Source organism: Brevibacillus jepli (assembly GCF_047229145.1).
GTDB lineage: Bacteria > Bacillota > Bacilli > Brevibacillales > Brevibacillaceae > Brevibacillus.
Genome location: NZ_JBFEFW010000020.1, coordinates 41458 through 63246 on the forward strand (window position 1 = coordinate 41458; position 21789 = coordinate 63246).

A 21789-nucleotide genomic window follows, 5' to 3' on the forward strand; every position below is an offset into this window, starting at 1 on the left:
AGTTTCCTCACTAGCTTGTCCATCGGAGGTTTAGTTCAATCCCCTCATGTTGGGGATTGGTGGATTAATCGAACAACTTGCTCACAGACAGCTCTTCGTGAACACGGATGATTGCTTCACCAATGATTGGTGCTACAGAGAGAACCGTAATCTTATCGATAATTTGTTCTTCTGTCAGCGGGATCGAGTTGGTTACAATCAGTTCCTTGATCTTCGAGTTAGCAATACGCTCGATAGCAGGACCAGACAGAACTGGGTGCGTGCAGCATGCATATACTTCACGTGCGCCTGCTTCTACAAGTGCACTAGCAGCCAGTGTGATTGTTCCAGCCGTATCGATAATATCATCGATGATGATCGCAGTTTTGCCTTCGATGTTACCTACGATGTTCATTACTTCGGCTACGTTTGGTTCTGGGCGACGTTTGTCAATAATGGCAATAGGCGCTTCCAAACGTTCTGCCAATTTACGAGCACGAGTCACTCCACCGTGATCTGGAGATACCACTACGATATCCTTCAGACCTTTTTCAGAGAAGTGTTTACCCAGGATAGGCACACCCAGCAAATGATCAACCGGGATGTCGAAGAAGCCCTGGATTTGTGTTGCGTGCAGATCCATCGTAATCACACGTTGTGCACCTGCAGTCTCGATCAGGTTAGCAACCAGCTTGGCCGTGATTGGATCACGTGCACGTGCTTTACGATCTTGACGAGCGTAACCGTAGTAAGGAATTACCACGTTAATACTCTTAGCCGAAGCGCGTTTCAATGCATCGACCATGACCAAAAGCTCCATCAGATGCTCATTAACGGGAGCAGATGTTGGCTGAATGACAAATACGTCACAACCGCGAACGCTTTCATTGAGTTTGAGTTGGCATTCGCCATCACTAAAGCGCACTACTTGTGCGTTTCCGAGTGGTACACCAATGTGTTCGGCGATTTCTTTTGCCAGTTCCGGGTTTGCGTTGCACGTAAATACCTTCAGTTTTGGGTCGCGGTAGTTAGCCATGATCTTCTCAAGAACCTCCCGTTATGATTGCTTTTTGCCCTTGCGAGGCAGTTTGTTCGCGTAATCGATTTTATTAACTTGACGCTCACGTGCGATCGCAAGCGCATTATCTGGCACATCCTGGTTAATGGTCGAGCCTGCAGCTACATAAGCATTTTCTCCAACAGTGACTGGTGCAACCAGATTGCTATTGCAACCGATAAAGGCACCATCTTTTACCGTCGTTTTATGCTTCACGGCACCATCGTAGTTGACAGTAATCGTACCACAGCCAACATTGACTCCGTCTCCGATTTCCGCATCCCCTACATAGCTGAGATGAGGAACCTTCGTACCGTCACCAATTTTCGCATTTTTCAATTCTACGAAATCACCAATTTTCGCAGAGCGTCCAATCTGTGTTCCCGGACGAACATAAGCAAATGGTCCAATCGTGGATTCGCTTTCCACGCTCGAATCAACCATCACCGAATAGGAAACAGTCACCCCACTAGCTACGTCCACATTCGTCAGATCCGCTTGAGGTCCGATCACGCAATCAGCTCCGACCGTTGTTTTTCCACGCAGGAAAGAACCTGGCTGAATCACGGTATCTGCCTCAATCTTCACATCGGCTTCGATGTACGTAGAAGTTGGGTCGATGATTGTCACACCATTTCTCATGTGACCCGTCATGATGCGTTTTTTCATGTAGGCTTCTGCTTCCGATAGCTGCACACGATCGTTCACACCCATCGTTTCCTCAGGGTCAACGGCTTCGTATCCAACTACCTTTTCACCCGCATCACGCAAAATACCGACAACGTCTGTTACATAGTATTCGCCTTGTGCGTTGTCATTTTTCACTTCCGCCAAGGCTTTCCATAATTTTCGGTTGTCATAGCAGTATATGCCCGTGTTAATTTCTCTGATCGCCCGTTCCGCTTCCGTAGCGTCCTTATGTTCCACGATTCGCAATACTTCGCCCGCCTCATTGCGCACGATACGCCCGTAACCTGTTGCGTCAGGTAACACGGCGGTTAATACGGTTGCAGCCGCTTGCTGCTCTTCGTGATAGGTCAGCAAGGCGGACAACGTAGTCGCCGACAAGAGGGGAACGTCACCATATAAAAGAAACGTAGTTCCTTCTTTATCTTGTAAAAACGGCGCTGCCTGCGTAACGGCATGTGCCGTCCCCAACTGTTCTTCTTGCAGTGCATAAGTGACGTCCTCGCCTAGCTTGGCGCGGACAGAGTCAGCACCATGACCTACGACGACAACGATATCCTGAACCTGCATGGAAGCCATCGTATCGACAACATGCTGAACCATCGGCTTTCCGCACACAGGGTGCAGGACTTTGTACAGCTTCGATTTCATCCGTGTACCCTGACCAGCAGCCAGAACCACGGCATGGATCTTAGACATGTCAACCCTCCATCGTAGAAGTTCCACAATGACTATATCCTAAATGATATGTGAATTTCAAGACAATCGATGCAGGATTATCACGATTCCTTGCATTGCCAGTAGTTAGACACAAGGCAGACAACATTTAATTTTCTGATAAAAATATGATATCGTTGGGCGAAAGGGGTTATTTGAAGGAGGTAGGATTAGATGAGCGCAGAGATATACTTGCTGACCGGATATTTAGGTAGCGGAAAAACCACCCTTTTGCAAAAATGGCTAACTCATTTGCGCATCCACGACCAGAAAGTAGTCGTCTTGATGAATGAAATGGGGGAGGAAGATATTGACGGGGAACAATTGCAAGGCTTCGGCTTTCCTGTCAAAAAAATGCTCGATGGCTGCATATGCTGCTCGATCAAAGGCGAGCTGACTGAAGGCTTAAAAGATATCATGAACTCCATAGCGCCGGATCGAATCCTCATAGAGACAACTGGCGTGGCCGATCCGCTTGACGTCATCGACACAATCACCCATCCAGAGCTGTATGATCGACTGGAGTTAAAAGGAACCATCAGTGTTGTCGACGCCTCTCGATTCCTCGACCTCAATTCGCGGTTTTCCTCGACAGCATCGTTGGTCAAAACGATACGAAACCAGGTACGTTACGCAGACCTGCTTCTATTGAACAAAACGGATTTGACCAGTCCAGATGTCGTAGAGCGAGTCAAACAAAGGCTCCATGAAATCAACCCGACTGCACCCATTCATTCTACTGTCCAAGCAGAAATAGAAATCTCCAGGCTTTTGTCCATTAAACGAACCGCACATCAGCAGTCGTTAGACGATGAGCCGAGCCGCCCCATTGCCGTACAGAAGAGTATCGGCCGCATGTCAACGTTGGACAGGCTCAAACAATCCATTGGCCTGAAAACAAGCCAGCCCTCTCTCTACAATAGTATCGAAACGTTTTCTTATATGTTCACTGGACCAGTAGACGCGAAGAAGTTCGAGGACTTTCTATACGATCTCCCCAAAAACGTCTACCGTGCAAAAGGCTACGTCCAGTTTCATGGAAAGCCTGAATTGATATCGTTTCAACATACCGATAACCAGGTACTTCTCTTCCCTTTTGAAAACTTCGGACCCAAAATGGTAGCTGTCTTTATTGGAGAAGGAATGGACCAAGAAATAATTTTGACTGATCTAAAAAAATGTTACGGCTAAACGGACGCCGAAGCACCCTGCCGCAAGTAGTGACAGGGTGCTTTGTATAAGGATTTTAATTATGCACCAGCTTCGATAGTGCTCTCTTCTTCTTGACCAACGCGGTCGTATTCTGTCAGAACTGCTGCCTGGATTTTTTCACGGGTAGTCGAAGAAATCGGATGTGCGATATCACGGAATTCTCCATCCGGTGTACGCTTGCTCGGCATAGCTACAAACATACCATTGTTTCCGTCAATGACACGGATATCATGAACCACGAATTCATGGTCGATTGTAATGGATGCAATCGCTTTCATCCTACCATCCGTATTCACTCGGCGCAGTCTTACGTCTGTTACTTCCATCTAGTTCACTCCCTTTATCTATGTAACGCGTTTAGGAGTATTTCCACCCGCTGGGTAAATATTCCTGCTTATCTTTATGCAATTTTTGAAAAAATATATAAATATGTTTATATGTCATATTTTGTAAGTCACTACTTTGGACATAAAAAACAGCCCAACGCGCGTAGCGTCAGGCTTTTTTCCATTTTTTTCTATTCGATGTATGCAACGATTTCGATCTCGACTTTTACGTCGCGTGGCAGACGCGCCACTTCCACAGTGGAACGTGCTGGCTTGTGATCACCGAAATAGTGACCGTACACTTCATTCAGTTGGCCAAAATCATTCATATCCTTGATGAATACAGTCGCCTTCACCACGTTGGTCAGGCTGCCACCGGCTTCTGCCAGTACCGCTTGGATGTTGGAAAAAACCTGATGGGTCTGCTCTACTACGTCACCTTCTACCAAAGTGCCGTCTGCACGCAGAGGAATTTGACCGGATGCAAAAAGAAATGGACCTACCTTTGCAGCTTGGCTGTAGGGACCAATAGCGGCAGGAGCCTTATCAGTCGAAACAAAAGAGATTGCCATCAAAATCTACTCCCCTCTATTTTCAAAAAAACTGCCTAGCTCTATTTCGATTTGCTTGCCCTTGAAGTCTACATCCTGCAGTTTTGCAAGCGATACGTACTCATCTACCAAACGCTCAGAAACATCCGCTGTCGTTTCTACCAGTACTCCGCATCCTACAACGGTTGCGCGGAATTCTTGCAGCAGATCAATCATGCCCCGCAGCGTCCCGCCAGCTTTCATAAAGTCGTCCACAATGAGGACACGAGACTGCTCGGCCAATCCGCGACGAGCAAGTGACATGGTTTGAATCCGCTTACTGGAGCCTGATACATAGTTGATGCTCACTACTGAACCTTCCGTCACCTTGTTGTCACGACGCACAATTACAACAGGCACATTCAAAAACATAGCCGTCGCATACGCAAGTGGAATCCCCTTTGTTTCCACCGTCATAACGACATCTACATTTTTGTCCGCATAAGCGGTTGCAAAGAGCTTCCCGATCTTCGCCATGGTTTGTGGGTTTCCGAGAATGTCGGACATGTACAAATATCCACCTGGCAAAAGTCTCTCTGGATTAGCGAGTTGACCGATCAGTTCGCGCATGAAGTGAAGGGCCTCTTCCGTTTTAACCTGTGGAATATACTTCACTCCGCCTGCCGCTCCCGCCACCGTTTTCAACAAGCCTACCCCTTGAACTTCAAAAGCTTCCTTGATGATAGACAAGTCTTCACTGATGGATGATTTCGCTGCGCCGTATTGTTCCGCGAACAGAGTGAGAGGAGTCAGCGTATGGGGATGGGCAAGCAAGTGCTGCGTCATGTCAACCAGACGTGCACTTCTGCGCAATTTCTTCATGGCTCTTCCTCCAAAACCGAATATTATGCTGTTAATGTATCATTTCCATACGGGTTTATGCAAGTATTTCCCCATCTTGGGCGCCTAACATTCGGACAACAAACACATCTTTGACAAAACCTCGCAAAGCGTTGTAGATCCGATGTACTTTCGCTTCCTTTTGTACAAGAGCAAAAACAGTAGGGCCACTGCCTGACATCAGCACACCATCTGCTCCCGAAGCGATCATGAGCTCCTTGATTTGCCTTACTTGTGGATGAAGGGAGAGCGTAACGTTCTCCAACACATTTCCAAGAGATTGGCACATTAACGAAAAGTCTTGTGTTGCTATGGCTTGAAGCATTTGTTTGGTATCGGGATGATTATCAATTTGTGCCACACGCAGATTTCCGTATACATCCGGAGTGGATACGCCAATTGGTGGCTTGGCCAGAATGACCCAACACGGTGCAGGTACTCCCAGATGCGCAATCTGTTCGCCACGCCCCGTCGCCAGTGCCGTTCCTCCGTACACGCAAAATGGCACATCCGAGCCAATTTCTGCTCCGATTTTAGCCAGCTCATCCTTCGTCAGACCGAGATTCCACAATTGGTTCAAGCCGCGCAGTGTTGCTGCTGCATCACTACTGCCACCTGCCAGTCCAGCCGCAACCGGAATTTGTTTGTCGATATACAAGTGTACGCCTTGGCGCACTTGAAATTTTTCTTTCATGAGCGTTGCCGCTTTATATGCGTGGTTACGGATATCATCCGGTACGAAGCTGGCAGAGCAGTCCAGCGTAATCTCACCATCTTCGCGTAGAGTCATGTCCACACGATCTGCCAAGTCTACGGTTGTCATCACCATTTCTACTTCGTGATAACCGTCCGGCCGTTTGGCAAGCACGTCGAGAGTCAAATTGATTTTGGCCGGAGCTTTGACCGAGATACGCACGTAGTTCACCTCTGCCTACTTTCTAAATTTCCTAGTCTCTTATTGTAGCATAGCCAAACTCTCCCATGCCACTTGATCAATTAAAAAGAATAGGATCGAGATCATTGTGGTTATTTAGAAAATTCAGCTCTCTTGGTGGCGAAAAGCCGGGATTCCCCGGCCCCGTCAACGAGTATTTATGTGGTGAGAAACGTGCGTACGATGAAACCCTAACGTAATAACGTTACAATCGCTTGGCGGCTAACGCTTCCTCAGCGAGCTGAACAGCACGCTTAACCATGTTGCCCGCGTCACGGGTCGTGATGCCTCCCCAACCCTCGGCTTTTACCGTATCGTAAAACCCAAGCTCCTTGGCCAGCTCCATCTTGAACTTCTCTGACATCATCCCTCGTCTGCGACCCATAGCACCCTCCTTCTCGTTGACAGGCTTAGTGTGCTCCACGCAGAGTTTATTTATCGCATCAACCAAATGTTCAGAGCTTTTCGATACAAAAAACAAAACAGTAGAACCCAAAAGGGCTCTACTGTTGTACAAATGTAATGCGGATGTGCTCGTTTTCCTTACACACCGTCAACTCTACTGTTTCCGTCAAGATGTCAGCATAGCTGTAAGATACCCGCTCAAAGAGTTGATCGTCATCCAGCTTTACTACAAACACAGATGGGTAAGTTTCTTCGAGGATGCCACTTCGTTCGACGGTTTTTCGGCGACCACCATTAGCCTTCAGCAGGATGCGCTCACCAATGTGTCCGTCTAAACTGCGTTTAATGTCAAGTAACGCGTTTCTTGCCATTGTTCCATCCACCTCGCTTACATCTATTATAACAGCTCACTTATATTTTGTCAAAGAAATAAAAAATTATAGCAACCCTGCAGATATTTTGTCAACGGGGTTTTTTTCATAAAAAATGTAGATATTTGTCAAAACATATGCATAAGGGGCGGAAACATACAAAAACCCCCATTTCTGGACTAAATCGCCCAAAAACAAGGGTTTTTATTTCGCTATTGAGTAATCAGTCCGCGGCGCAAGCTTTCGTTAGCTAGGCGGGCGAATTCGTCCAAACTGAGTGTTTCACCGCGGCGTGTTGGCTCGATTCCGATGTCTGTGAGCATCTGTATTACTTCATCTTTTTGGGTTTTCAGGAACAGTCCGTTCATTAAGTTGTTCAGCAAAGTTTTTCGGCGCTGTGCAAACGAGTTGCGTACCACTCGGAAGAACACATCCTGATTGTCTACCTCGACAGGAGGACGATCTCTGACCTTCAGGCGAATAACGGCCGAATCCACATTCGGACGAGGGATAAACACGCTTGCAGGCACAATCATTGCTACTTCTGTTTCTGCATAAAATTGTGCGGCCACTGATAGAGAACCATAATCTTTCGTTCCCGGTTTGGCTGCAATTCTCTCTGCCACTTCTTTTTGAATCATCACCACGATGTTTTCTAGTGGCAATCTCTCTTCCAACAGCTTCATCAGGATTGGCGTCGTCACATAGTATGGCAAATTCGCCACTACGCTCAGCTTTTCCACTCCTGCCATCTTCTCTTCTATTAATGCCTTTAGGTTAAGCTCCAGTACATCTCCATGAACGACCTCGATGTTTTCATAGGGAGACAGCGTGTCTTGCAAAATGGGCAACAGGCGTTGGTCGATTTCGATCGCCATCACTTTTTTTGCAGCTCGTCCCAGTTGCTCCGTCAGCGCACCAATACCGGGCCCAATTTCAATCGCTCCCTTTTCCTTGGTAAGGTCTGCCTCCGAAACAATGTTATGTAAAATATTGGTGTCTATCAGGAAGTTCTGGCCCAGACTCTTCTTAAAAGAAAAGCCGTACTTCTCCAATACTTCTTTCGTGCGCGTAGGTGTGGCAATATCCTTGCCCGCTATTTGGGTCATCGCTTACTCCCTCTCTTTGTTGATGGCCGTAATGGCCGCTTCGAATTCTGCTCGACTGATCTGGAATGCATTGAGCCGCTGCAGCATTTGCTTGGCATTGGCGTACCCGATCCCCAATGCTTCTCCCAGCTTGATTCTCCGTTCTTTGGCATCTACTCCGGACGTAAGGCCATTTGCCAGCAAATCGTCTGAGGTAATCTCCCCTGCCGTCTCCGCCATTTCGGTACGCACTTCCGAGAGTGCACGAATAATCACGTCAGGCGTTGCGTTTTCTACGCCGATGTCGCCCTTTTTGGTGCCGTCCTCTTGCGTAATAAACGCGTGCTTGCAGCCAGGGACCGATTTGCTGATAATTTTGCGGATGCGCTCCCCTTGATAATCAGGGTCTGTAAAAATAATAACACCGCGTTTTTGTTGTGCCAGCCTGATTTTTTCAATCGTTCTTTTATGAATGGCAGAACCGCCAGTTTCAATCGTATCCGCATTTACCGCCCGTTTGATTGCTGCGGTATCGTCTCTTCCTTCCACCACGATGACTTCCTTGATCTTCATCATGTGCTCCCACTTTCGTACAAAGTCGGTACGGTACTAGTGTTCCAAAAAAAACCGTACCCAAAGCCAAAAATACATGTAACATTTGGTAAATCAGGATCGTCTAACTAATAAACAGCTTATCACAATAACCATGGAGGAAACAGAAGAACAGGAGCAATCGCTCCTGTCCTAAGGCTTCTGTGGTCCTATGATATATACAGTTTTATTACGCTTGCGACCGAATTTCCTCGCCTCGGAATCCGTGCTTACGAATACGTCGATCTTGCCACCTTTCATGGCACCACCCGTATCTTCAGCTCGACGATACCCAACACCTTCAATGTACACCCACCATCCATAAGGAATGACTTTAGGATCTACAGCGATTGTGTGACCTGCCTTGGCTTTTACCCCTGTCGCTGTGCGACCATAGCCCGGTGAGCTTGGGTGTTTGCCACCTCCCGCAGGAGTATAGGCGGTCAGGGTAACCCCGTTCAGTACTTTTTTCGGCCTAAACACTTTTCCACCACGCGAGACCGGACCCGATGCAGAAGCAACCAGGACCCGATCTGGTTGACCCTTTTTCTGCATCGTTGGGACTGCGGTACCCACGGCTACGATATTATCTTTCTTGGGTACAAGTACATCTCTTTTCACCAGTTCACGGGAGGCTTCTTTTCCGTCTTCCATGACTAGCTTATAATGTGCAATTGCCTTACCTTCTTGCCCGCTCTGTAATACGCGGGTATTGCCTTTTGTCAGCGCTGGATCATTTTTGCGTATTTCTTGAAAGGCGACTCGCTCATCGACTTTTACCATTTTCTCAACAACCCGCTTTACGCTGATCGAAGAGTCCTTGGTAAGTGTAGCGGTCAAAGCCGGTTCTACCCGGTCCTTCTCACCTAGCACGATGCCGCCGTCCTTCAACGCACCAGCAACATCACGACTACGTGTCTCTATCGTTTTTTTCTGCCCGTCAACCTGGATTGGTATCGACCAGGTCGTATATAAAGTAATGAGTGTTCCGTCTGTTAGCTTCGTCTCAGGTGTTGGTTGAAGGGAATCCTTTTCCGTTACCGTAATGTTTCGCTCGGTTAAGAACTGCTCAACGGTCCTTGCTTTTGTTGCGACCGTCTTGCTTTCTCCGTCCAACGAAAAAGTGACCTGTTTTGGCTGAGTAGCCTGGGCAGAGAAATAGCCAATCATGGGAACGAGCACAAGAGCAAGGCAGCCGAAAAAGACTAGCCCACGATCCTTATACCTTTCCCATATCGCGCGTAACTCCATTTCCCACACTCCTTTTCCTAGAAAAGCACGAGGCTCTTCTTGTCTAGCCAGGTAAGGGTCGATGTAATTGCACTAATATTCTGGAAGTGGCCGGTACTTCACAAGGTCGGCTTTGATTGTATTTCACTTTCCCGGCTTTGTCAAATTTACCCTCCCTTTTGGCTGAAGCGATAATGTTATCAGACTAGCAAAATATGCGTGGCGAATGGTAGCAGAAACCTGTCGAGGAGCCATGTCGGATGGACAATAATCGTTCGACACATTGTTCATCGTATGCGTCGACAAAATGGAGTAGAACCAGGTTCTATAACACAAAAAAACGGGAAATCACGTGATCAATCGTGATTTCCCGTTTTTATTAGTCATTCAAGCGAAACAAACGTCTTGCATTGTCTGCAGTGATTTTTGCCATTTCTTCATAAGACAGACCATGAATGTTCGCCATTTCTTCACAGACGTAGCGCACATAGCCGCTCTCATTTCGCTTTCCACGGAAAGGATGAGGAGTGAGATATGGGCAATCCGTCTCTATTAACAGCTTGTCTAGCGGTACCTTGGCTGCTACTTCTTTTGGCTGCTTGGCATTCTTGAACGTGAGCGGACCACCGAACGAAATATAAAAATTCATGTCCAGTGCCTGCTTCGCTGTTTCCCAGCTGCCCGAGAAGCAGTGCATGATACCACCAACATCTGCTGCCTTCTCTTCCTTCAGGATCGTGAGCACATCTTGATGAGCATCGCGATTGTGGATGATGATCGGCATATCGAGCTTGCGGGCCAGGCGAATCTGCTTACGGAATACCTCTGCCTGCACATCGCGAGGCGACGTATCCCAATAGTAGTCCAAGCCCATTTCACCCAATCCCACCACTTTCGGATCACGACTGAGCTCTTCAATCCATTCCAGATGTTCGTCTGTCATATCCTTGGCGTCTTGCGGATGCCATCCGATGACGGCGTAAATAAAGTCATACGCATGAGCCAAATCCATGCAGGTCGGAATCGTTTCAGCGTTAAATCCGATGTTCACAATTGTGCTGACGCCATTTTCCTGCGCACGAGCGATGACGTCTGCACGATCCTCATCAAATTCCTTCGCATTTAGATGCGCATGGGTTTCGAATAACAAGATGGGTCCTTCCTTTCCTTGCCCTCGTTACTTCACAATTGCTCCATTTGGCATGCTTGGATCGACAGTCGCAAGTGTCAACTGATCTCCGGAAGAAGCTGCCAAAATCATACCTTGAGACAGCTCGCCACGCAGCTTCACAGGCTTCAGGTTAGCTACGAGGATCACTTTTTTGCCGACCATGTCTTCTGGGGAGTAGTATTTCGCGATACCAGAAACAACCTGGCGCTTCTCGTAGCCGAGATCCAATTGCAGAACCAACAGCTTATCAGCATTTGGGTGCTTTGCACATTCCACTACCTGTGCAACGCGCAGCTCTACTTTTCCAAAATCGTCAATGCTGATTTCTTCTTTCGCATCAGCAGGTTTTTCTGTCGCTGCTTCTGGTTGGTTGGTGTTCGTTTCGCTCACAGGTGCTTCCCCTTTCAAAGCTGCTTGCTTCTTCTTGTTTTCCTCTGCTTGACGACGCGCTTCCGCTGTCGAATCATCGATGAAAGCCAGTTCAGCTTGAACATCCAGACGCGGGAAGAGCAGCTCCTTGCGGCTGACGGTGCTTCCAGCAGGCAGTCCACCCCATACAGCGGCAGATTCCCAGCTCGTTGCTTCTTCATTGCCCAGGATACCCAGCTGATCCCAGATTTTCGCTGGTGCTTTGGTCATGAACGGTTGAATCAGAACGGAGCTGATGCGGATGCTTTCAACCAAATTGTACATAACTGTCGCCAGACGACCTTTGGTTTCTTCGGATTTCGCCAAGTTCCAAGGCATGGTTTCGTCGATGTATTTGTTAGTACGTCCCACCAGCTCCCAGATGTGAGCCAGTGCATTTGAGAAGCGCATTTCTTCCATATGCTCTTCCACCAGCGCCTTCGTTTTCATCGCCAGACCGATCAAGCTGTCGTCCGGCTCTCCTGCATCTTGTGGAGCTGGAACAATCCCATCGAAATACTTCTCAATCATCGTAGCTGTACGGCTCAGCAGGTTTCCGATGTCATTCGCCAGGTCGTAGTTCAGGCGTTGTACGAACGATTCTGGCGTGAAGATGCCATCTTGGCCGAAGTTGATCTCGCGCAGCAGGAAGTAGCGAACGCCATCAGAGCCGTAACGGTCGATTAACACCTTCGGATCGATCACGTTCCCTTTGGATTTGGACATTTTTCCGTCCGGCATCAAGAGCCAGCCATGACCAAAGATTTGTTTTGGCAGCGGAACATCCAGCGCCATCAGCAAAATCGGCCAGTAGATCGTATGGAAGCGCAAAATGTCTTTTCCGACCATGTGAACATTAGCTGGCCAGAAGTTACGGTATTTGCTGTCGTCCTCGGACAAATAACCAAGGGCAGAAATATAGTTCGTCAACGCATCGATCCATACGTAAATCACATGCTCTGGATCGCTCGGAACCTTGATTCCCCAGTCAAACGTACTGCGGGACACGGACAGATCCTGAAGACCTGGCTTCAGGAAGTTGTTGACCATCTCATTGCGACGGCTCTCTGGCTGGATAAACTCAGGATTTGCTTCAATGTGCGCAAGCAATCTGTCCTGATACTTGGACATGCGGAAGAAGTAGTTTTTCTCCTTCACTTTCTTTACTTCGCGTCCGCAGTCTGGGCAAATATATCCATTATCGGTTTTACATTGGGTCTCTGTCCAAAATGCCTCGTCAGGTACACAGTAGAAGCCTTCGTACTCGCCCAAATAAATATCACCTTGATCAAGCAGACGCTGGAACACTTTTTGTACAACGTCTTTATGACGTGGCTCTGTAGTACGGATGAAATCATCATAAGAGATGTCCAGCTTTTGCCACAGGTCCTTTACCCAATCGACAATCGGGTCGATGAATTCGAGCGGTTGCTTGCCATCTTCGGCTGCACGCTCCTGGAGTTTTTGACCATGCTCGTCAGTTCCGGTCAGGTAATACACATCATAGCCGCGCAAACGCTTGTATCGCGCCAAGGCATCACACGCAATTGTGGTGTATGCGTTACCAATGTGGAGCTTGTTGCTTGGGTAGTAAATCGGTGTCGTAATGTAATAAGTAGGTTTCATTGCAACTATTCCCCTCCTGTTTACGTTTATTAAATAAGGAAAAGCCCACCCCAAAAAAATTGGGGCGAGCTCTATCTCGCGGTACCACCCAAATGTTCCGTCCCCTCACGGAAAACGGACTTGGTGAGTCAAAGCATGACTCTACCCGTAACGTGGGCTTACGTCGCAAACTACTGAGTACGGCCAATTCCGTCACTGTTCATCTGCAAGACTCAGGGTCCATGTTCAGCTTGCTCGCTTATACCGGTTCTCAGCTACCCCGGCTCTCTGCAATAAGGAGGATCGGCTTACTCTTCCCATCATGGTCGTTTGCTATCATTTGCTGCATTTATCCTCTATTGTACACGACCAACCTGTTTTGTAAACATCTCAGGCCACCCCATTTTCAGCGGATAAATCTTTTCGTTAGGGATGCAGGAATTTCAAAATAAAAGAAGAAAAGAAAGAACTTGGGGTTTTTGTCGAATTAACACGTAGCCATTCGACATGAATCGACTTATTCGACATCCAGTTCTTCCAGTAAATTTTATCCATAAAAATTTCCATATCGCTTCCATTCTTTTATGAAACACCGATATAACAGCATTTTCATTTTCAAAAAACACTTTGCTTTTCAAAGATTTGTCAAAATCATGTTGACACCTTTGGGAATGGCTGGTATGATAATCCCAACAGAAAATGTCGAATATTGACGATAAATGATGGCGTTTAACAATAGCATCGACATATACAGATTTTGGGAGGAGATTTTACTATGATGAAATCAACAGGAATTGTTCGTAAAGTAGATGAATTGGGTCGTGTCGTTATTCCAATCGAATTGCGCCGCACACTGGGTATCGCTGAAAAAGATGCTTTGGAAATTTACGTAGATGGTGAGCGCATCATCCTGAAAAAGTATGAGCCTGCTTGTATCTTCTGCGGTAATGCTGATAAAGTATCTCATTTTAAAGGTAAAATTGTGTGCCAAGATTGCCTGACTGAAATGCCTATTAAACGCTAACATCATTTGATTACATATGCATGCCTTCGTGAGGGACAAGCCTTGCGAAGGCTATTTTATTTTTCTCCAACAAGGCCCGAAAGAAAAACAGCCTTGGGGCATACAAATCGGACGCAACATCGAAAAGACGAAAAGAAAAAGCCGACCGTATTGGCCAGCTCTTACTCTCTTTGTGTCCTGCTATTCACGATGGTATTCGTTATAAACATCTCGTTTGGATACGTTGCGATCATCCGCAGCTTGCTTGATGGCTTCCTTTTTCCCCATGCCTTGGGCGCAGTAATGATCCACATGCTCCACAACACTCAGTGATTGCCACCATGAATCGTCAACTTCCGCTTCCAGTGGTCCAGTGTTCCCTTCGACAATGACACAAAACTCACCGCGTACTTCGCCACTACGCAACCATTCCAACAGCTCATCCAACGTCCCGCGCACAAATTCCTCGTAACGCTTGGTCAACTCCCTAGCCAAGACAGCTCGCCGATTTCCCCAAGCTTCCCGCATAGCAGAAAGCGTCTTTTCTACCCGATGGGGCGCTTCATAAAAAATCAGCGTCTCTGGATAGCGCTTCAGTCGCTCCAGCTCTTCGCGTCTTTCTTTGTTTTCGCGTCCCATAAAACCGCAAAATACGAAGCGATCAGTAGGCAGACCGGATGCGATCAAGGCTGTCAGTGCTGCATTCGCACCCGGGACAGGGATGACAGGGAATCCTGCTGCCGTCGCATCACGTACCAGCTCAGCCCCTGGATCAGAAATAGCGGGCAAGCCAGCATCACTCACCAAGGCAATTTTCTTCCCCTCGGCCAGCCACTGCAAAAGCCCATTTCCACTTGCTTCCTTATTATGCTCATGGTAGCTGACCGTTCGCTTTTCAATTTGAAAATGATTCAGCAGCTTTCGCGTCTGGCATGTATCCTCACACGCAATGACATCGACTGCACGCAACGTGTCCAGACAACGCACCGTTATATCGTCGAGATTGCCGATGGGTGTAGCGACCAAATAAAGGACTCCTGCTTCCTCTGACGCAAAACTGCGCTGTACGTTCATTCACAGGCCCCTCCAATCAATTCTTCTTTTTGCTTGCGCGACAATCGTTTGATACTCTCCTCCCGCTTCAAGCCCCAGGAGCGATCTGCTCCCTCTTCCCAGTAGAGCAGCTCTACTGGACCGCGGCCTCTGGTATACTTGGCGCCTTTTCCTTCATTATGAGTAGCCAAGCGACGTACCAGTTCTGTCGTATAACCGGTGTAGAGCGTCCCATCCGCACAAGACAGGATGTAGACATAGTGGCTCTTACTCGAGGGAATCTCGTCTGCCGTAATAGATTTCCTGTAGTTCTTCACAGTATTGCTCACCATTTTCATAAACAATCAGCGGCGGCTGAATTCTCAGCTCCGGCTTTCCACCCCTCATTCCCTCGATCAGAACCATATTCGGCTCTGCTTCCCTGCGCGGATAAACCAATCGCATCCGCTTCGGCTCAATGCCGTATTGGCGCATAAGAGAAACAATGTCGATTAAACGTGTCGATCGATGCACGAGCGCCAGCTTTCCACCGTTTTTCAGCAGCTGACTCCCCACTCGAATGACATCCTCCAGAGACAGCATGATCTCATGGCGGGCAATCGCAAAGTGCTCGCTTATGTTTTTCTCCCCGCTCGTCGCAGGCATGTACGGCGGATTGCACGTGATTAGATCGAACTTCCCGTGCCCGAACAAAGACACCGCATCCTTCACATCCCCGCGATGCATCGTAATCCGTTCGTCCAAGCTATTCAATGTCACATTGCGGCTCGCCATACTGAACAGCCGCTCTTGAATTTCGATTCCATCAAAACTGGCCTCCGGCGTACGCGTGGTCATAATGAGCGGAATCGCTCCATTGCCCGTGCACATATCCAAGACTTTTCCACGCTTTGGCACCGAAGCGAACCTCGCCAATAGAACAGCGTCCATGGAGAAGCAAAACACTTCGTGGCTCTGGATAATTTTCATTTCATGCGTCAGTAAATCGTCGATGCGCTCTGTTTCATACAGCGGCACGTTGATGACAGGTTCCATCTATCGTTCGTACTCCCTTTTGTTCTTGTCTTATGAATTCCGAAAAAAGCGACCTGACACGTGGCCCAGGTCGCTTTTTCTATGGTGCTGGTTACTCACCGTTTATTTTTGAGGGCCGCCGCTCAGGAATGAGAGACAGAACAGGCAATCCCCTTCTTTTCGCAGGCTGCCGAAATGCACATTGCAGATATGAAACCCTTCCGCGTACAAACGAGCGAGGTTGTCATACCCTTCTCCGACCACTGCCTTTGCCTTTTTGGCTTTCTCCTTCGCGACAGGGCTTGTTCCCTTCTGTTTTGCCTGGGAGTCGCTCTTTTTCCTGTCTAGTCGGTTGCGAAGGTGCTGGTTTTCAACGAGTAATTGGGCGTTTTCCTCCATCACAACGACGATGACGTCTTTCAATTCACCAATCTCTTTATAAAGGTCCCCAATACGTTCTTCAAGGCTCGTCATCTTGACGAAGATTTCCCGTTTGTCCACTAGCTCACCTCTCCCCTACCCCCACGCTTTATTCAAAGGTGGGGAGCCCTATCGCAATCTCATCCAAACCGAATTCAGTGACGCGCTTGTCGATCGAAAGCTCCACTTGGACAGATTGGTCAAGTACATTTACGGAAACTACTCGTCCATTCCCCATAGGGGTCGTGACCAGTTTGCCGACATCCGGCATTTCATCCCGCGAGCTTTCATAGTTGTCGTTCTCGTATTTTAAACAGCACATCAACCGGCCGCAAAGACCGGAGATTTTGGCTGGATTCAACGAAAGATTTTGGTCCTTGGCCATTTTGATCGAGACGGGCTCGAAATCGCCGAGGAACGTCGAACAGCAAAGCAACCTGCCACAAGGCCCGATCCCGCCGAGCATTTTGGCTTCGTCACGCACACCGATCTGGCGAAGCTCAATCCGGGTACGGAATACGGAGGCGAGGTCTTTTACCAGCTCGCGGAAGTCAACCCTGCCGTCAGCGGTAAAATAAAAGATGATCTTGTTGCGGTCAAATGTGTATTCCACATCGACCAGCTTCATATCGAGCTTGTGCTCCTTGATCTTCGTCTGGCATACAGCAAAAGCATTCTTGGCGGCTTGCTTGTTTTCATCCACCTGCTTTGCATCTCGCTCGTCTGCCATTCGAATGACCTTTTTCAGCGGCAATACAACATCAGACTCCGCTACTTCTTTCTTGCCAATGACGACCTTGCCAAATTCGACCCCTCGCGCCGTTTCAACGATGACGGTGCAATCTTGCTCAATCGGCAGTCGGTCAGGGTCGAAGTAATATATTTTGCCCGCTTTCTTGAAGCGGACCCCAACAACCTCGTACAAGGGTTATCCCTCCTGGAATTGAAGAACCAACCGCTCAAGAGCCAACTGTGCGTTGGCATTTCGCTCTATCCGATTTTTCGTCTCCATGACCAAATCTATCCCACGCAAGAGCTCAGCTTTTGTCCATACCAGTGCTTGTCCTTGCAGCACATCCTGTTGGTCGCTGTTAATGAGATGGGCATGCCTGCCTACTTGCAAATACAGGATATCGCGCAGCCAAAGGATGAGCAAATCTAAAAAGAGGGGTAGTTCCTCTTTACTTTTGTCGCTCTTTTGCAACATATCATGGATCGTAAAGAGTGCAGATGAATTGCGCTGTTTGCACTCCTGCACCAATTGTATCACTAGATTTCTTAGCTGTGCAAACGATTCTGATTGGCTGAGTGCCATGGCTTCTTCCACATTTGTCGTAATGTGGGAAGCAACCTGCGCCATTCCCGCCAAAACGCCCTCTGCACGCAGCTTTTCAGCTATCGCATCTGCAGAAAGTGGCGAAAATTGAACGATTTGGCATCGGGATAAAATCGTGGGAAGAATCGCATGGCTGTGCTCTGTCAAAAGCAACGCCAGTACACCAGCGGGCGGTTCCTCCAGAAATTTGAGAAGACTGTTGGCAGCCTGCGTCGTCATTTTATCAACGTGCTCAATGATGTATACCTTGCGTGACGACTCTACAGCTCGCATCGCCATTTCTTTTTGCAGCGAACGGATCTGGTCGATTTTGATAGAAGCCCCGTCAGGCGTGATAAACAGCACGTCCGGGTGATTACCACCCTCTATGCGCCTGCATGTAACACAGGCCCCGCAGGCGTCTGCCTCCCTTTCCGGACAAAAAAGGGACTTCGCCAGATGCAGGGCCATCTGCTTTTTACCTGAGCCTTTGGGACCCGCCAGCAAGTAGGCGTGTGCCAGTCGTTCATTGCGCAAACTATGATACAGCAGTTCCTGTGCTCGTGGCTGCTGAGAAAAACGGGTCCATGTCATGATGGTTTCACACCCACTAAAAATACAAATTGATCAGCATACCGCGGATTTCTCCAATCCTGGCTAACAAATCAATCGTGGGTGCCTGCTCGCTCAAGAGCTCATCTGTCAGTCTGAGCAGCTCTGCATCCACCTCTTTGACGATTTTGTACAGCCTGCTGCGGCCTCGCCGATTCATTCCTCGTCTGTCGTCCAAGGCAATACCGAACTTCACTGCCTCTTCCATGAACTGCTTGACGAGATTTTTATAAGCATAGAAGTCGCGAACGGCGCGGGAACGAGCAAGAATCTGTCCCTGCCTGTCTATGTCTGTCAGTAGCCGGGTTAGCCGTTCCTGCGACATACGTTCGTCTTCTCCTTGAATCATCGTGCCAAAATTCAGCTTTTCTAGCTGAGGATTCTTGCGTGAATCCGTCGTTTTTACCAAGTCCAGTTTAGGCCGTAACCCATCACTGATTTTCATATCGCCACCTCCGTTGCCCGATCCATTACAGGTTTAACCCCGTGAGATCAAGTATATACGAAAGTTGCGAAAAAAGAGAGCAGGAACCAAGGTTAAAATGAGTGGAACTCTCCGACATCGAGTACGAATACTGCCGCACCACCCACTTGTACTTCCAGCGGATATGGCATGAACGAGTCTACGGCATTACTAAGAGGAGAGACGGGAGTGACCATTTGTTTGCGGGATTTGCAATTATGCGCAATGATGTCGATTACTTCCGGCACGCTTTCGTCAGACGTACCGATCAAAAAAGTTGTGTTACCGGCTCGTAAAAAGCTACCCGTACTGGCAAGCTTCGTAGCACGAAAGCCTTTTTTCACCAGTTGTTGAGACAGACGACCACTATCTTTATCTTGGACGACCGCAACTACCATTTTCATCGGCTATCACCCTTTCTCCCATGATCAGATCCCACTTTGATTTCTTCATTGTATGAAAAATACGTAGGCTTGGTACGATATTTTGCTTAAACATATTATACAGCATGTACATCTTCCTGGGGTACTGGGAACCTATAATCGGTCTAGCAGTGCCTGGAGGGCAGATTGATATACTTGTTCCATCGGCTGCTCGGCATCAATCACGACAAAGCGCTCTGGGTCGCTTTCCATCACCAGCTGATATCCTTCTCGAACCAGCTCGTGGAAACGCATCCCCTCCAGATCGAGACGATTGACTTCCCGACCGCGGGAGGCGTTGATCCGCGCTAATCCAGTTGCCGGCGCAACATCAAAGAACAATGTCAATTCCGGTATGCAATCACCAACAGCGAATCGGTTGATTTGGTAAACGGCATCAATGCCCAGACCTCTCGCATGCCCTTGGTAAGCAAGACTGCTGTCGATAAAGCGGTCGCATAGTACCAGCTTGCCCTCTGCCAAAGCCGGTAGTACTTTTTCCGCCAAATGCTGCCCACGTGCTGCCGCATACAAGAGAGCCTCTGTTCTTTCATCCATCTGCGTGTGGGCCGGATTCAAAATAATTTCCCGAATCTTTTCGGCGATATCAATTCCGCCGGGCTCTCGAGTCAAAAGTACATCGACTCCCCGCGCTTTCAATTCTTCGTATAATTTGGCGATGACGGTGGATTTCCCTGCCCCTTCTCCGCCTTCTATCGTAATAAACCGGCCTTTGTTTCCTGTTGCCACTTCCATGCTCCTTCCACCCCTGTTGTAGCAGGCCAATTGCTTGATTATCGTAAAACCTGTATCGTCTGCAGCTGGTCGTCTTGTACGCCATGGAATCGCGTCTGCCCTCTCGACAGCTCTTTTAACATCGCCAAGCTCTCTGCATCGATCCGCTCGCCTGGCACCAGTACCGGAATCCCTGGCGGATACGGAATCACCATCTCTGCCACAATTCGCCCCAGAGCCTGCTCCAAAGGAATGGACTCCCGCGCGCAATCAACGGCTTCGTGCATCGGTAATGCCTGCTCGCGCAAATAATGAGAAGATACGACTCCCGTCAAAAGAATGCGCTCCTCTCCCGGTTCTACTTGCGGCGCCATCGATTCCAGCAGTCGCCACAGAGCATCCAAATCACGAGAAGATGTCCCTGTTGAAGCTGCGAGGAGAACATGAGAGTCATCAGCCAGCTCCGAGAAAATCCCGTGCTTCTCCATCCTCTTCTGCAGCTCAAATCCACTGAATTGTCCCGTTCGCAAATGGAAAAACAGCTTCAATGGATCGAGCGTAGCGTAAACGCTATTCGACGACAAGCGCGGCCAGTCCAGCCAGTCCAATCGATCAAGCCGCTCCCGTAGCTTGTCCAAGAGTGGCAACAATCGATTCCACTCTTCCGCAGCCTCCAACGCTATATGTCGCCTGGCTAAATCGAGCGAAGCCATCAGCACATACGAAGGACTGGAAGACTGGAGCATGGCGAGATGCCGGAATAGCCGCTCACGATCAATCCGCTCCCCCTGTACGTGCAGCATGGAGGACATCGTCATCGCAGTCGCCATTTTATGTGTAGATTGCACTGAAGCATCGGCGCCTTCCTGCATAGCTGAATGTGGAAAGGCAGGATGGAACCCGTAATGTGCACCGTGTGCCTCGTCTATCAAAAGCGGTACGTCAAACTTATGCACAGTAGCCGCCATCTTCGCTAAATCGATACCCATTCCATAATAAGTGGGATTCGTCAAAAAAACTGCCTTGGCATCGGGATGGGCGTGCAGAGCTCGCTCGACATCTTCGCGCCTTACACCTGCAGCGACTCCTGTTGCCAGATCGACAGCAGGAACGAGGAATATCGGTGTTGCTCTCGCCATCATAATGCCGTTAAAAACGGACTTATGGCAATTGCGTTGTACGAGAATTTTGTCGCCTGGCCGACATACGGTCATGATCAGGGCGATATTCCCAACCGTACTGCCTCCGATTAAAAACTTAGTCTGTTCCGCATGGAAGGCTTGCGCTGCCAAAGCCTGCGCTTCTGCAATAACACCCTGTGGCTGATGCAGATCATCTGTCCCGCTAATTTCCGTCACGTCCAGCTCCAGTATGTCTTGGAACCGCTTTGTGGCATGGCTGTCAAAGCTGTGGCCCATTTTATGTCCTGGAACATGAAACGAATGCGGCCGATGCTTGGCGTGCCGTTCAAGCTGTTCATAAAGGGGCGCACGCTTTTGTCGCTCCCGAAATTCAGCATCTCTCTCCAACACGCGCGACTC

Annotated in this window: 25 protein-coding genes and 1 other annotated feature; of the genes, 2 read left to right on the forward strand and 23 right to left on the reverse strand. The window is 48.5% G+C overall.

From position 1 onward, the window contains the following. Positions 1-64 precede the first annotated feature (64 nt). The gene (locus tag AB1L17_RS20590; protein WP_007726399.1) at positions 65-1015 is read right to left on the reverse strand and encodes a ribose-phosphate diphosphokinase; all 951 of its coding nucleotides are present in this window, start codon (positions 1013-1015) and stop codon (positions 65-67) included. Between the two features lie 21 nt (positions 1016-1036). Next, positions 1037-2422, reverse strand: coding sequence for a bifunctional UDP-N-acetylglucosamine diphosphorylase/glucosamine-1-phosphate N-acetyltransferase GlmU (gene glmU, locus AB1L17_RS20595; RefSeq protein WP_412847029.1), 1386 nt, complete (start codon positions 2420-2422; stop codon positions 1037-1039). A gap of 192 nt (positions 2423-2614) precedes the next feature. On the opposite strand from glmU, the gene AB1L17_RS20600 reads away from it, so the two are divergent. After that, entirely contained in the window at positions 2615-3631 is a 1017-nt protein-coding gene (locus AB1L17_RS20600) for a CobW family GTP-binding protein (protein ID WP_412847028.1), read from the forward strand. Positions 3632-3690: 59 nt separating this feature from the next. On the opposite strand, the gene spoVG is transcribed toward AB1L17_RS20600, so the two are convergent. From spoVG to metG, 11 genes are all read right to left on the reverse strand, one after another. Next, positions 3691-3978: a septation regulator SpoVG gene (gene spoVG / locus AB1L17_RS20605; protein ID WP_007719936.1), complete on the reverse strand. Its 288-nt coding sequence runs from the start codon at positions 3976-3978 to the stop codon at positions 3691-3693. Between the two features lie 191 nt (positions 3979-4169). After that, on the reverse strand, positions 4170-4550 hold the full coding sequence (locus tag AB1L17_RS20610) for a RidA family protein (RefSeq protein ID WP_412847027.1): 381 nt from the start codon (positions 4548-4550) through the stop codon (positions 4170-4172). Between the two features lie 6 nt (positions 4551-4556). After that, positions 4557-5390 (reverse strand): pur operon repressor, encoded by an 834-nt coding sequence (gene purR / locus AB1L17_RS20615; RefSeq protein WP_007719934.1) that lies wholly within the window; start codon positions 5388-5390, stop codon positions 4557-4559. A gap of 55 nt (positions 5391-5445) precedes the next feature. Continuing rightward, entirely contained in the window at positions 5446-6324 is an 879-nt protein-coding gene (gene ispE, locus AB1L17_RS20620; RefSeq protein WP_412847066.1) for a 4-(cytidine 5'-diphospho)-2-C-methyl-D-erythritol kinase, read from the reverse strand. A gap of 223 nt (positions 6325-6547) precedes the next feature. Further along, positions 6548-6727 (reverse strand): small, acid-soluble spore protein, alpha/beta type, encoded by a 180-nt coding sequence (locus tag AB1L17_RS20625; protein ID WP_412847026.1) that lies wholly within the window; start codon positions 6725-6727, stop codon positions 6548-6550. A 118-nt stretch (positions 6728-6845) separates the two neighbouring features. Further along, on the reverse strand, positions 6846-7118 hold the full coding sequence (veg, locus tag AB1L17_RS20630; protein ID WP_412847025.1) for a biofilm formation stimulator Veg: 273 nt from the start codon (positions 7116-7118) through the stop codon (positions 6846-6848). 212 nt (positions 7119-7330) lie between these two features. Further along, entirely contained in the window at positions 7331-8227 is an 897-nt protein-coding gene (rsmA, locus tag AB1L17_RS20635; RefSeq protein ID WP_412847024.1) for a 16S rRNA (adenine(1518)-N(6)/adenine(1519)-N(6))-dimethyltransferase RsmA, read from the reverse strand. A gap of 3 nt (positions 8228-8230) precedes the next feature. After that, positions 8231-8779: a ribonuclease M5 gene (rnmV, locus tag AB1L17_RS20640; RefSeq protein WP_047074537.1), complete on the reverse strand. Its 549-nt coding sequence runs from the start codon at positions 8777-8779 to the stop codon at positions 8231-8233. 171 nt (positions 8780-8950) lie between these two features. Next, entirely contained in the window at positions 8951-10048 is a 1098-nt protein-coding gene (locus AB1L17_RS20645; protein WP_412847023.1) for a resuscitation-promoting factor, read from the reverse strand. Positions 10049-10406: 358 nt separating this feature from the next. Further along, positions 10407-11177, reverse strand: a complete 771-nt coding sequence (locus AB1L17_RS20650; protein ID WP_412847022.1) for a TatD family hydrolase — start codon at positions 11175-11177, stop codon at positions 10407-10409. 27 nt (positions 11178-11204) lie between these two features. Beyond that, positions 11205-13232, reverse strand: a complete 2028-nt coding sequence (gene metG / locus AB1L17_RS20655) for a methionine--tRNA ligase (protein WP_412847021.1) — start codon at positions 13230-13232, stop codon at positions 11205-11207. Positions 13233-13289: 57 nt separating this feature from the next. Beyond that, positions 13290-13544 (reverse strand) — a binding site (T-box leader). A gap of 442 nt (positions 13545-13986) precedes the next feature. On the opposite strand from metG, the gene AB1L17_RS20660 reads away from it, so the two are divergent. Beyond that, positions 13987-14235 carry an AbrB/MazE/SpoVT family DNA-binding domain-containing protein gene (locus AB1L17_RS20660; protein WP_412847020.1) on the forward strand — a complete coding sequence of 83 codons (249 nt, stop codon included), beginning with the start codon at positions 13987-13989 and terminating at the stop codon, positions 14233-14235. Positions 14236-14415: 180 nt separating this feature from the next. On the opposite strand, the gene rsmI is transcribed toward AB1L17_RS20660, so the two are convergent. The 10 genes from rsmI to AB1L17_RS20710 form a co-directional block, all read right to left on the reverse strand. Continuing rightward, a complete protein-coding gene (gene rsmI / locus AB1L17_RS20665) occupies positions 14416-15288 on the reverse strand; it encodes a 16S rRNA (cytidine(1402)-2'-O)-methyltransferase (RefSeq protein ID WP_412847019.1) in 873 nt (290 codons plus the stop codon). Continuing rightward, positions 15285-15584 (reverse strand): GIY-YIG nuclease family protein, encoded by a 300-nt coding sequence (locus AB1L17_RS20670; RefSeq protein WP_412847018.1) that lies wholly within the window; start codon positions 15582-15584, stop codon positions 15285-15287. The genes rsmI and AB1L17_RS20670 overlap by 4 nt, the downstream gene beginning before the upstream one ends. Continuing rightward, positions 15535-16302, reverse strand: coding sequence for a tRNA1(Val) (adenine(37)-N6)-methyltransferase (locus AB1L17_RS20675; RefSeq protein ID WP_412847017.1), 768 nt, complete (start codon positions 16300-16302; stop codon positions 15535-15537). The genes AB1L17_RS20670 and AB1L17_RS20675 overlap by 50 nt, the downstream gene beginning before the upstream one ends. Before the next feature lie 102 nt (positions 16303-16404). After that, positions 16405-16782, reverse strand: coding sequence for a DNA replication initiation control protein YabA (gene yabA / locus AB1L17_RS20680; RefSeq protein ID WP_412847016.1), 378 nt, complete (start codon positions 16780-16782; stop codon positions 16405-16407). Between the two features lie 28 nt (positions 16783-16810). After that, entirely contained in the window at positions 16811-17626 is an 816-nt protein-coding gene (locus tag AB1L17_RS20685) for a PSP1 domain-containing protein (protein WP_412847015.1), read from the reverse strand. A 3-nt stretch (positions 17627-17629) separates the two neighbouring features. Further along, complete coding sequence (gene holB, locus AB1L17_RS20690) at positions 17630-18610, reverse strand: DNA polymerase III subunit delta' (RefSeq protein ID WP_412847014.1); 981 nt, start codon at positions 18608-18610, stop codon at positions 17630-17632. A 16-nt stretch (positions 18611-18626) separates the two neighbouring features. Further along, positions 18627-19073, reverse strand: coding sequence for a YaaR family protein (locus AB1L17_RS20695; RefSeq protein ID WP_412847013.1), 447 nt, complete (start codon positions 19071-19073; stop codon positions 18627-18629). Positions 19074-19165: 92 nt separating this feature from the next. Further along, entirely contained in the window at positions 19166-19495 is a 330-nt protein-coding gene (locus tag AB1L17_RS20700) for a cyclic di-AMP receptor DarA (RefSeq protein ID WP_007719896.1), read from the reverse strand. A 132-nt stretch (positions 19496-19627) separates the two neighbouring features. After that, complete coding sequence (gene tmk, locus AB1L17_RS20705; protein ID WP_412847011.1) at positions 19628-20269, reverse strand: dTMP kinase; 642 nt, start codon at positions 20267-20269, stop codon at positions 19628-19630. A 38-nt stretch (positions 20270-20307) separates the two neighbouring features. Continuing rightward, positions 20308-21780, reverse strand: a complete 1473-nt coding sequence (locus tag AB1L17_RS20710) for an aminotransferase class I/II-fold pyridoxal phosphate-dependent enzyme (RefSeq protein WP_412847010.1) — start codon at positions 21778-21780, stop codon at positions 20308-20310. Positions 21781-21789: the final 9 nt, after the last annotated feature.

Excerpts from the sequence above, each read along its gene's own strand:
- AB1L17_RS20610 (WP_412847027.1), bottom strand. The coding sequence starts at position 4,550 with ATGGCAATCTCTTTTGTTTCGACTGATAAGGCTCCTGCCGCTATTGGT.
- spoVG (WP_007719936.1), bottom strand. The coding sequence starts at position 3,978 with ATGGAAGTAACAGACGTAAGACTGCGCCGAGTGAATACGGATGGTAGG.
- tmk (WP_412847011.1), bottom strand. The coding sequence starts at position 20,269 with ATGGAAGTGGCAACAGGAAACAAAGGCCGGTTTATTACGATAGAAGGC.
- purR (WP_007719934.1), bottom strand. The coding sequence starts at position 5,390 with ATGAAGAAATTGCGCAGAAGTGCACGTCTGGTTGACATGACGCAGCAC.
- AB1L17_RS20600 (WP_412847028.1), top strand. The coding sequence starts at position 2,615 with ATGAGCGCAGAGATATACTTGCTGACCGGATATTTAGGTAGCGGAAAA.
- AB1L17_RS20645 (WP_412847023.1), bottom strand. The coding sequence starts at position 10,048 with ATGGAGTTACGCGCGATATGGGAAAGGTATAAGGATCGTGGGCTAGTC.
- holB (WP_412847014.1), bottom strand. The coding sequence starts at position 18,610 with ATGACATGGACCCGTTTTTCTCAGCAGCCACGAGCACAGGAACTGCTG.
- metG (WP_412847021.1), bottom strand. The coding sequence starts at position 13,232 with ATGAAACCTACTTATTACATTACGACACCGATTTACTACCCAAGCAAC.
- glmU (WP_412847029.1), bottom strand. The coding sequence starts at position 2,422 with ATGTCTAAGATCCATGCCGTGGTTCTGGCTGCTGGTCAGGGTACACGG.
- AB1L17_RS20625 (WP_412847026.1), bottom strand. The coding sequence starts at position 6,727 with ATGGGTCGCAGACGAGGGATGATGTCAGAGAAGTTCAAGATGGAGCTG.
- AB1L17_RS20700 (WP_007719896.1), bottom strand. The coding sequence starts at position 19,495 with ATGAAAATGGTAGTTGCGGTCGTCCAAGATAAAGATAGTGGTCGTCTG.
- rnmV (WP_047074537.1), bottom strand. The coding sequence starts at position 8,779 with ATGAAGATCAAGGAAGTCATCGTGGTGGAAGGAAGAGACGATACCGCA.
- AB1L17_RS20660 (WP_412847020.1), top strand. The coding sequence starts at position 13,987 with ATGATGAAATCAACAGGAATTGTTCGTAAAGTAGATGAATTGGGTCGT.
- AB1L17_RS20590 (WP_007726399.1), bottom strand. The coding sequence starts at position 1,015 with ATGGCTAACTACCGCGACCCAAAACTGAAGGTATTTACGTGCAACGCA.
- AB1L17_RS20675 (WP_412847017.1), bottom strand. The coding sequence starts at position 16,302 with ATGGAACCTGTCATCAACGTGCCGCTGTATGAAACAGAGCGCATCGAC.
- rsmI (WP_412847019.1), bottom strand. The coding sequence starts at position 15,288 with ATGAACGTACAGCGCAGTTTTGCGTCAGAGGAAGCAGGAGTCCTTTAT.
- AB1L17_RS20695 (WP_412847013.1), bottom strand. The coding sequence starts at position 19,073 with ATGAAAATCAGTGATGGGTTACGGCCTAAACTGGACTTGGTAAAAACG.
- veg (WP_412847025.1), bottom strand. The coding sequence starts at position 7,118 with ATGGCAAGAAACGCGTTACTTGACATTAAACGCAGTTTAGACGGACAC.
- rsmA (WP_412847024.1), bottom strand. The coding sequence starts at position 8,227 with ATGACCCAAATAGCGGGCAAGGATATTGCCACACCTACGCGCACGAAA.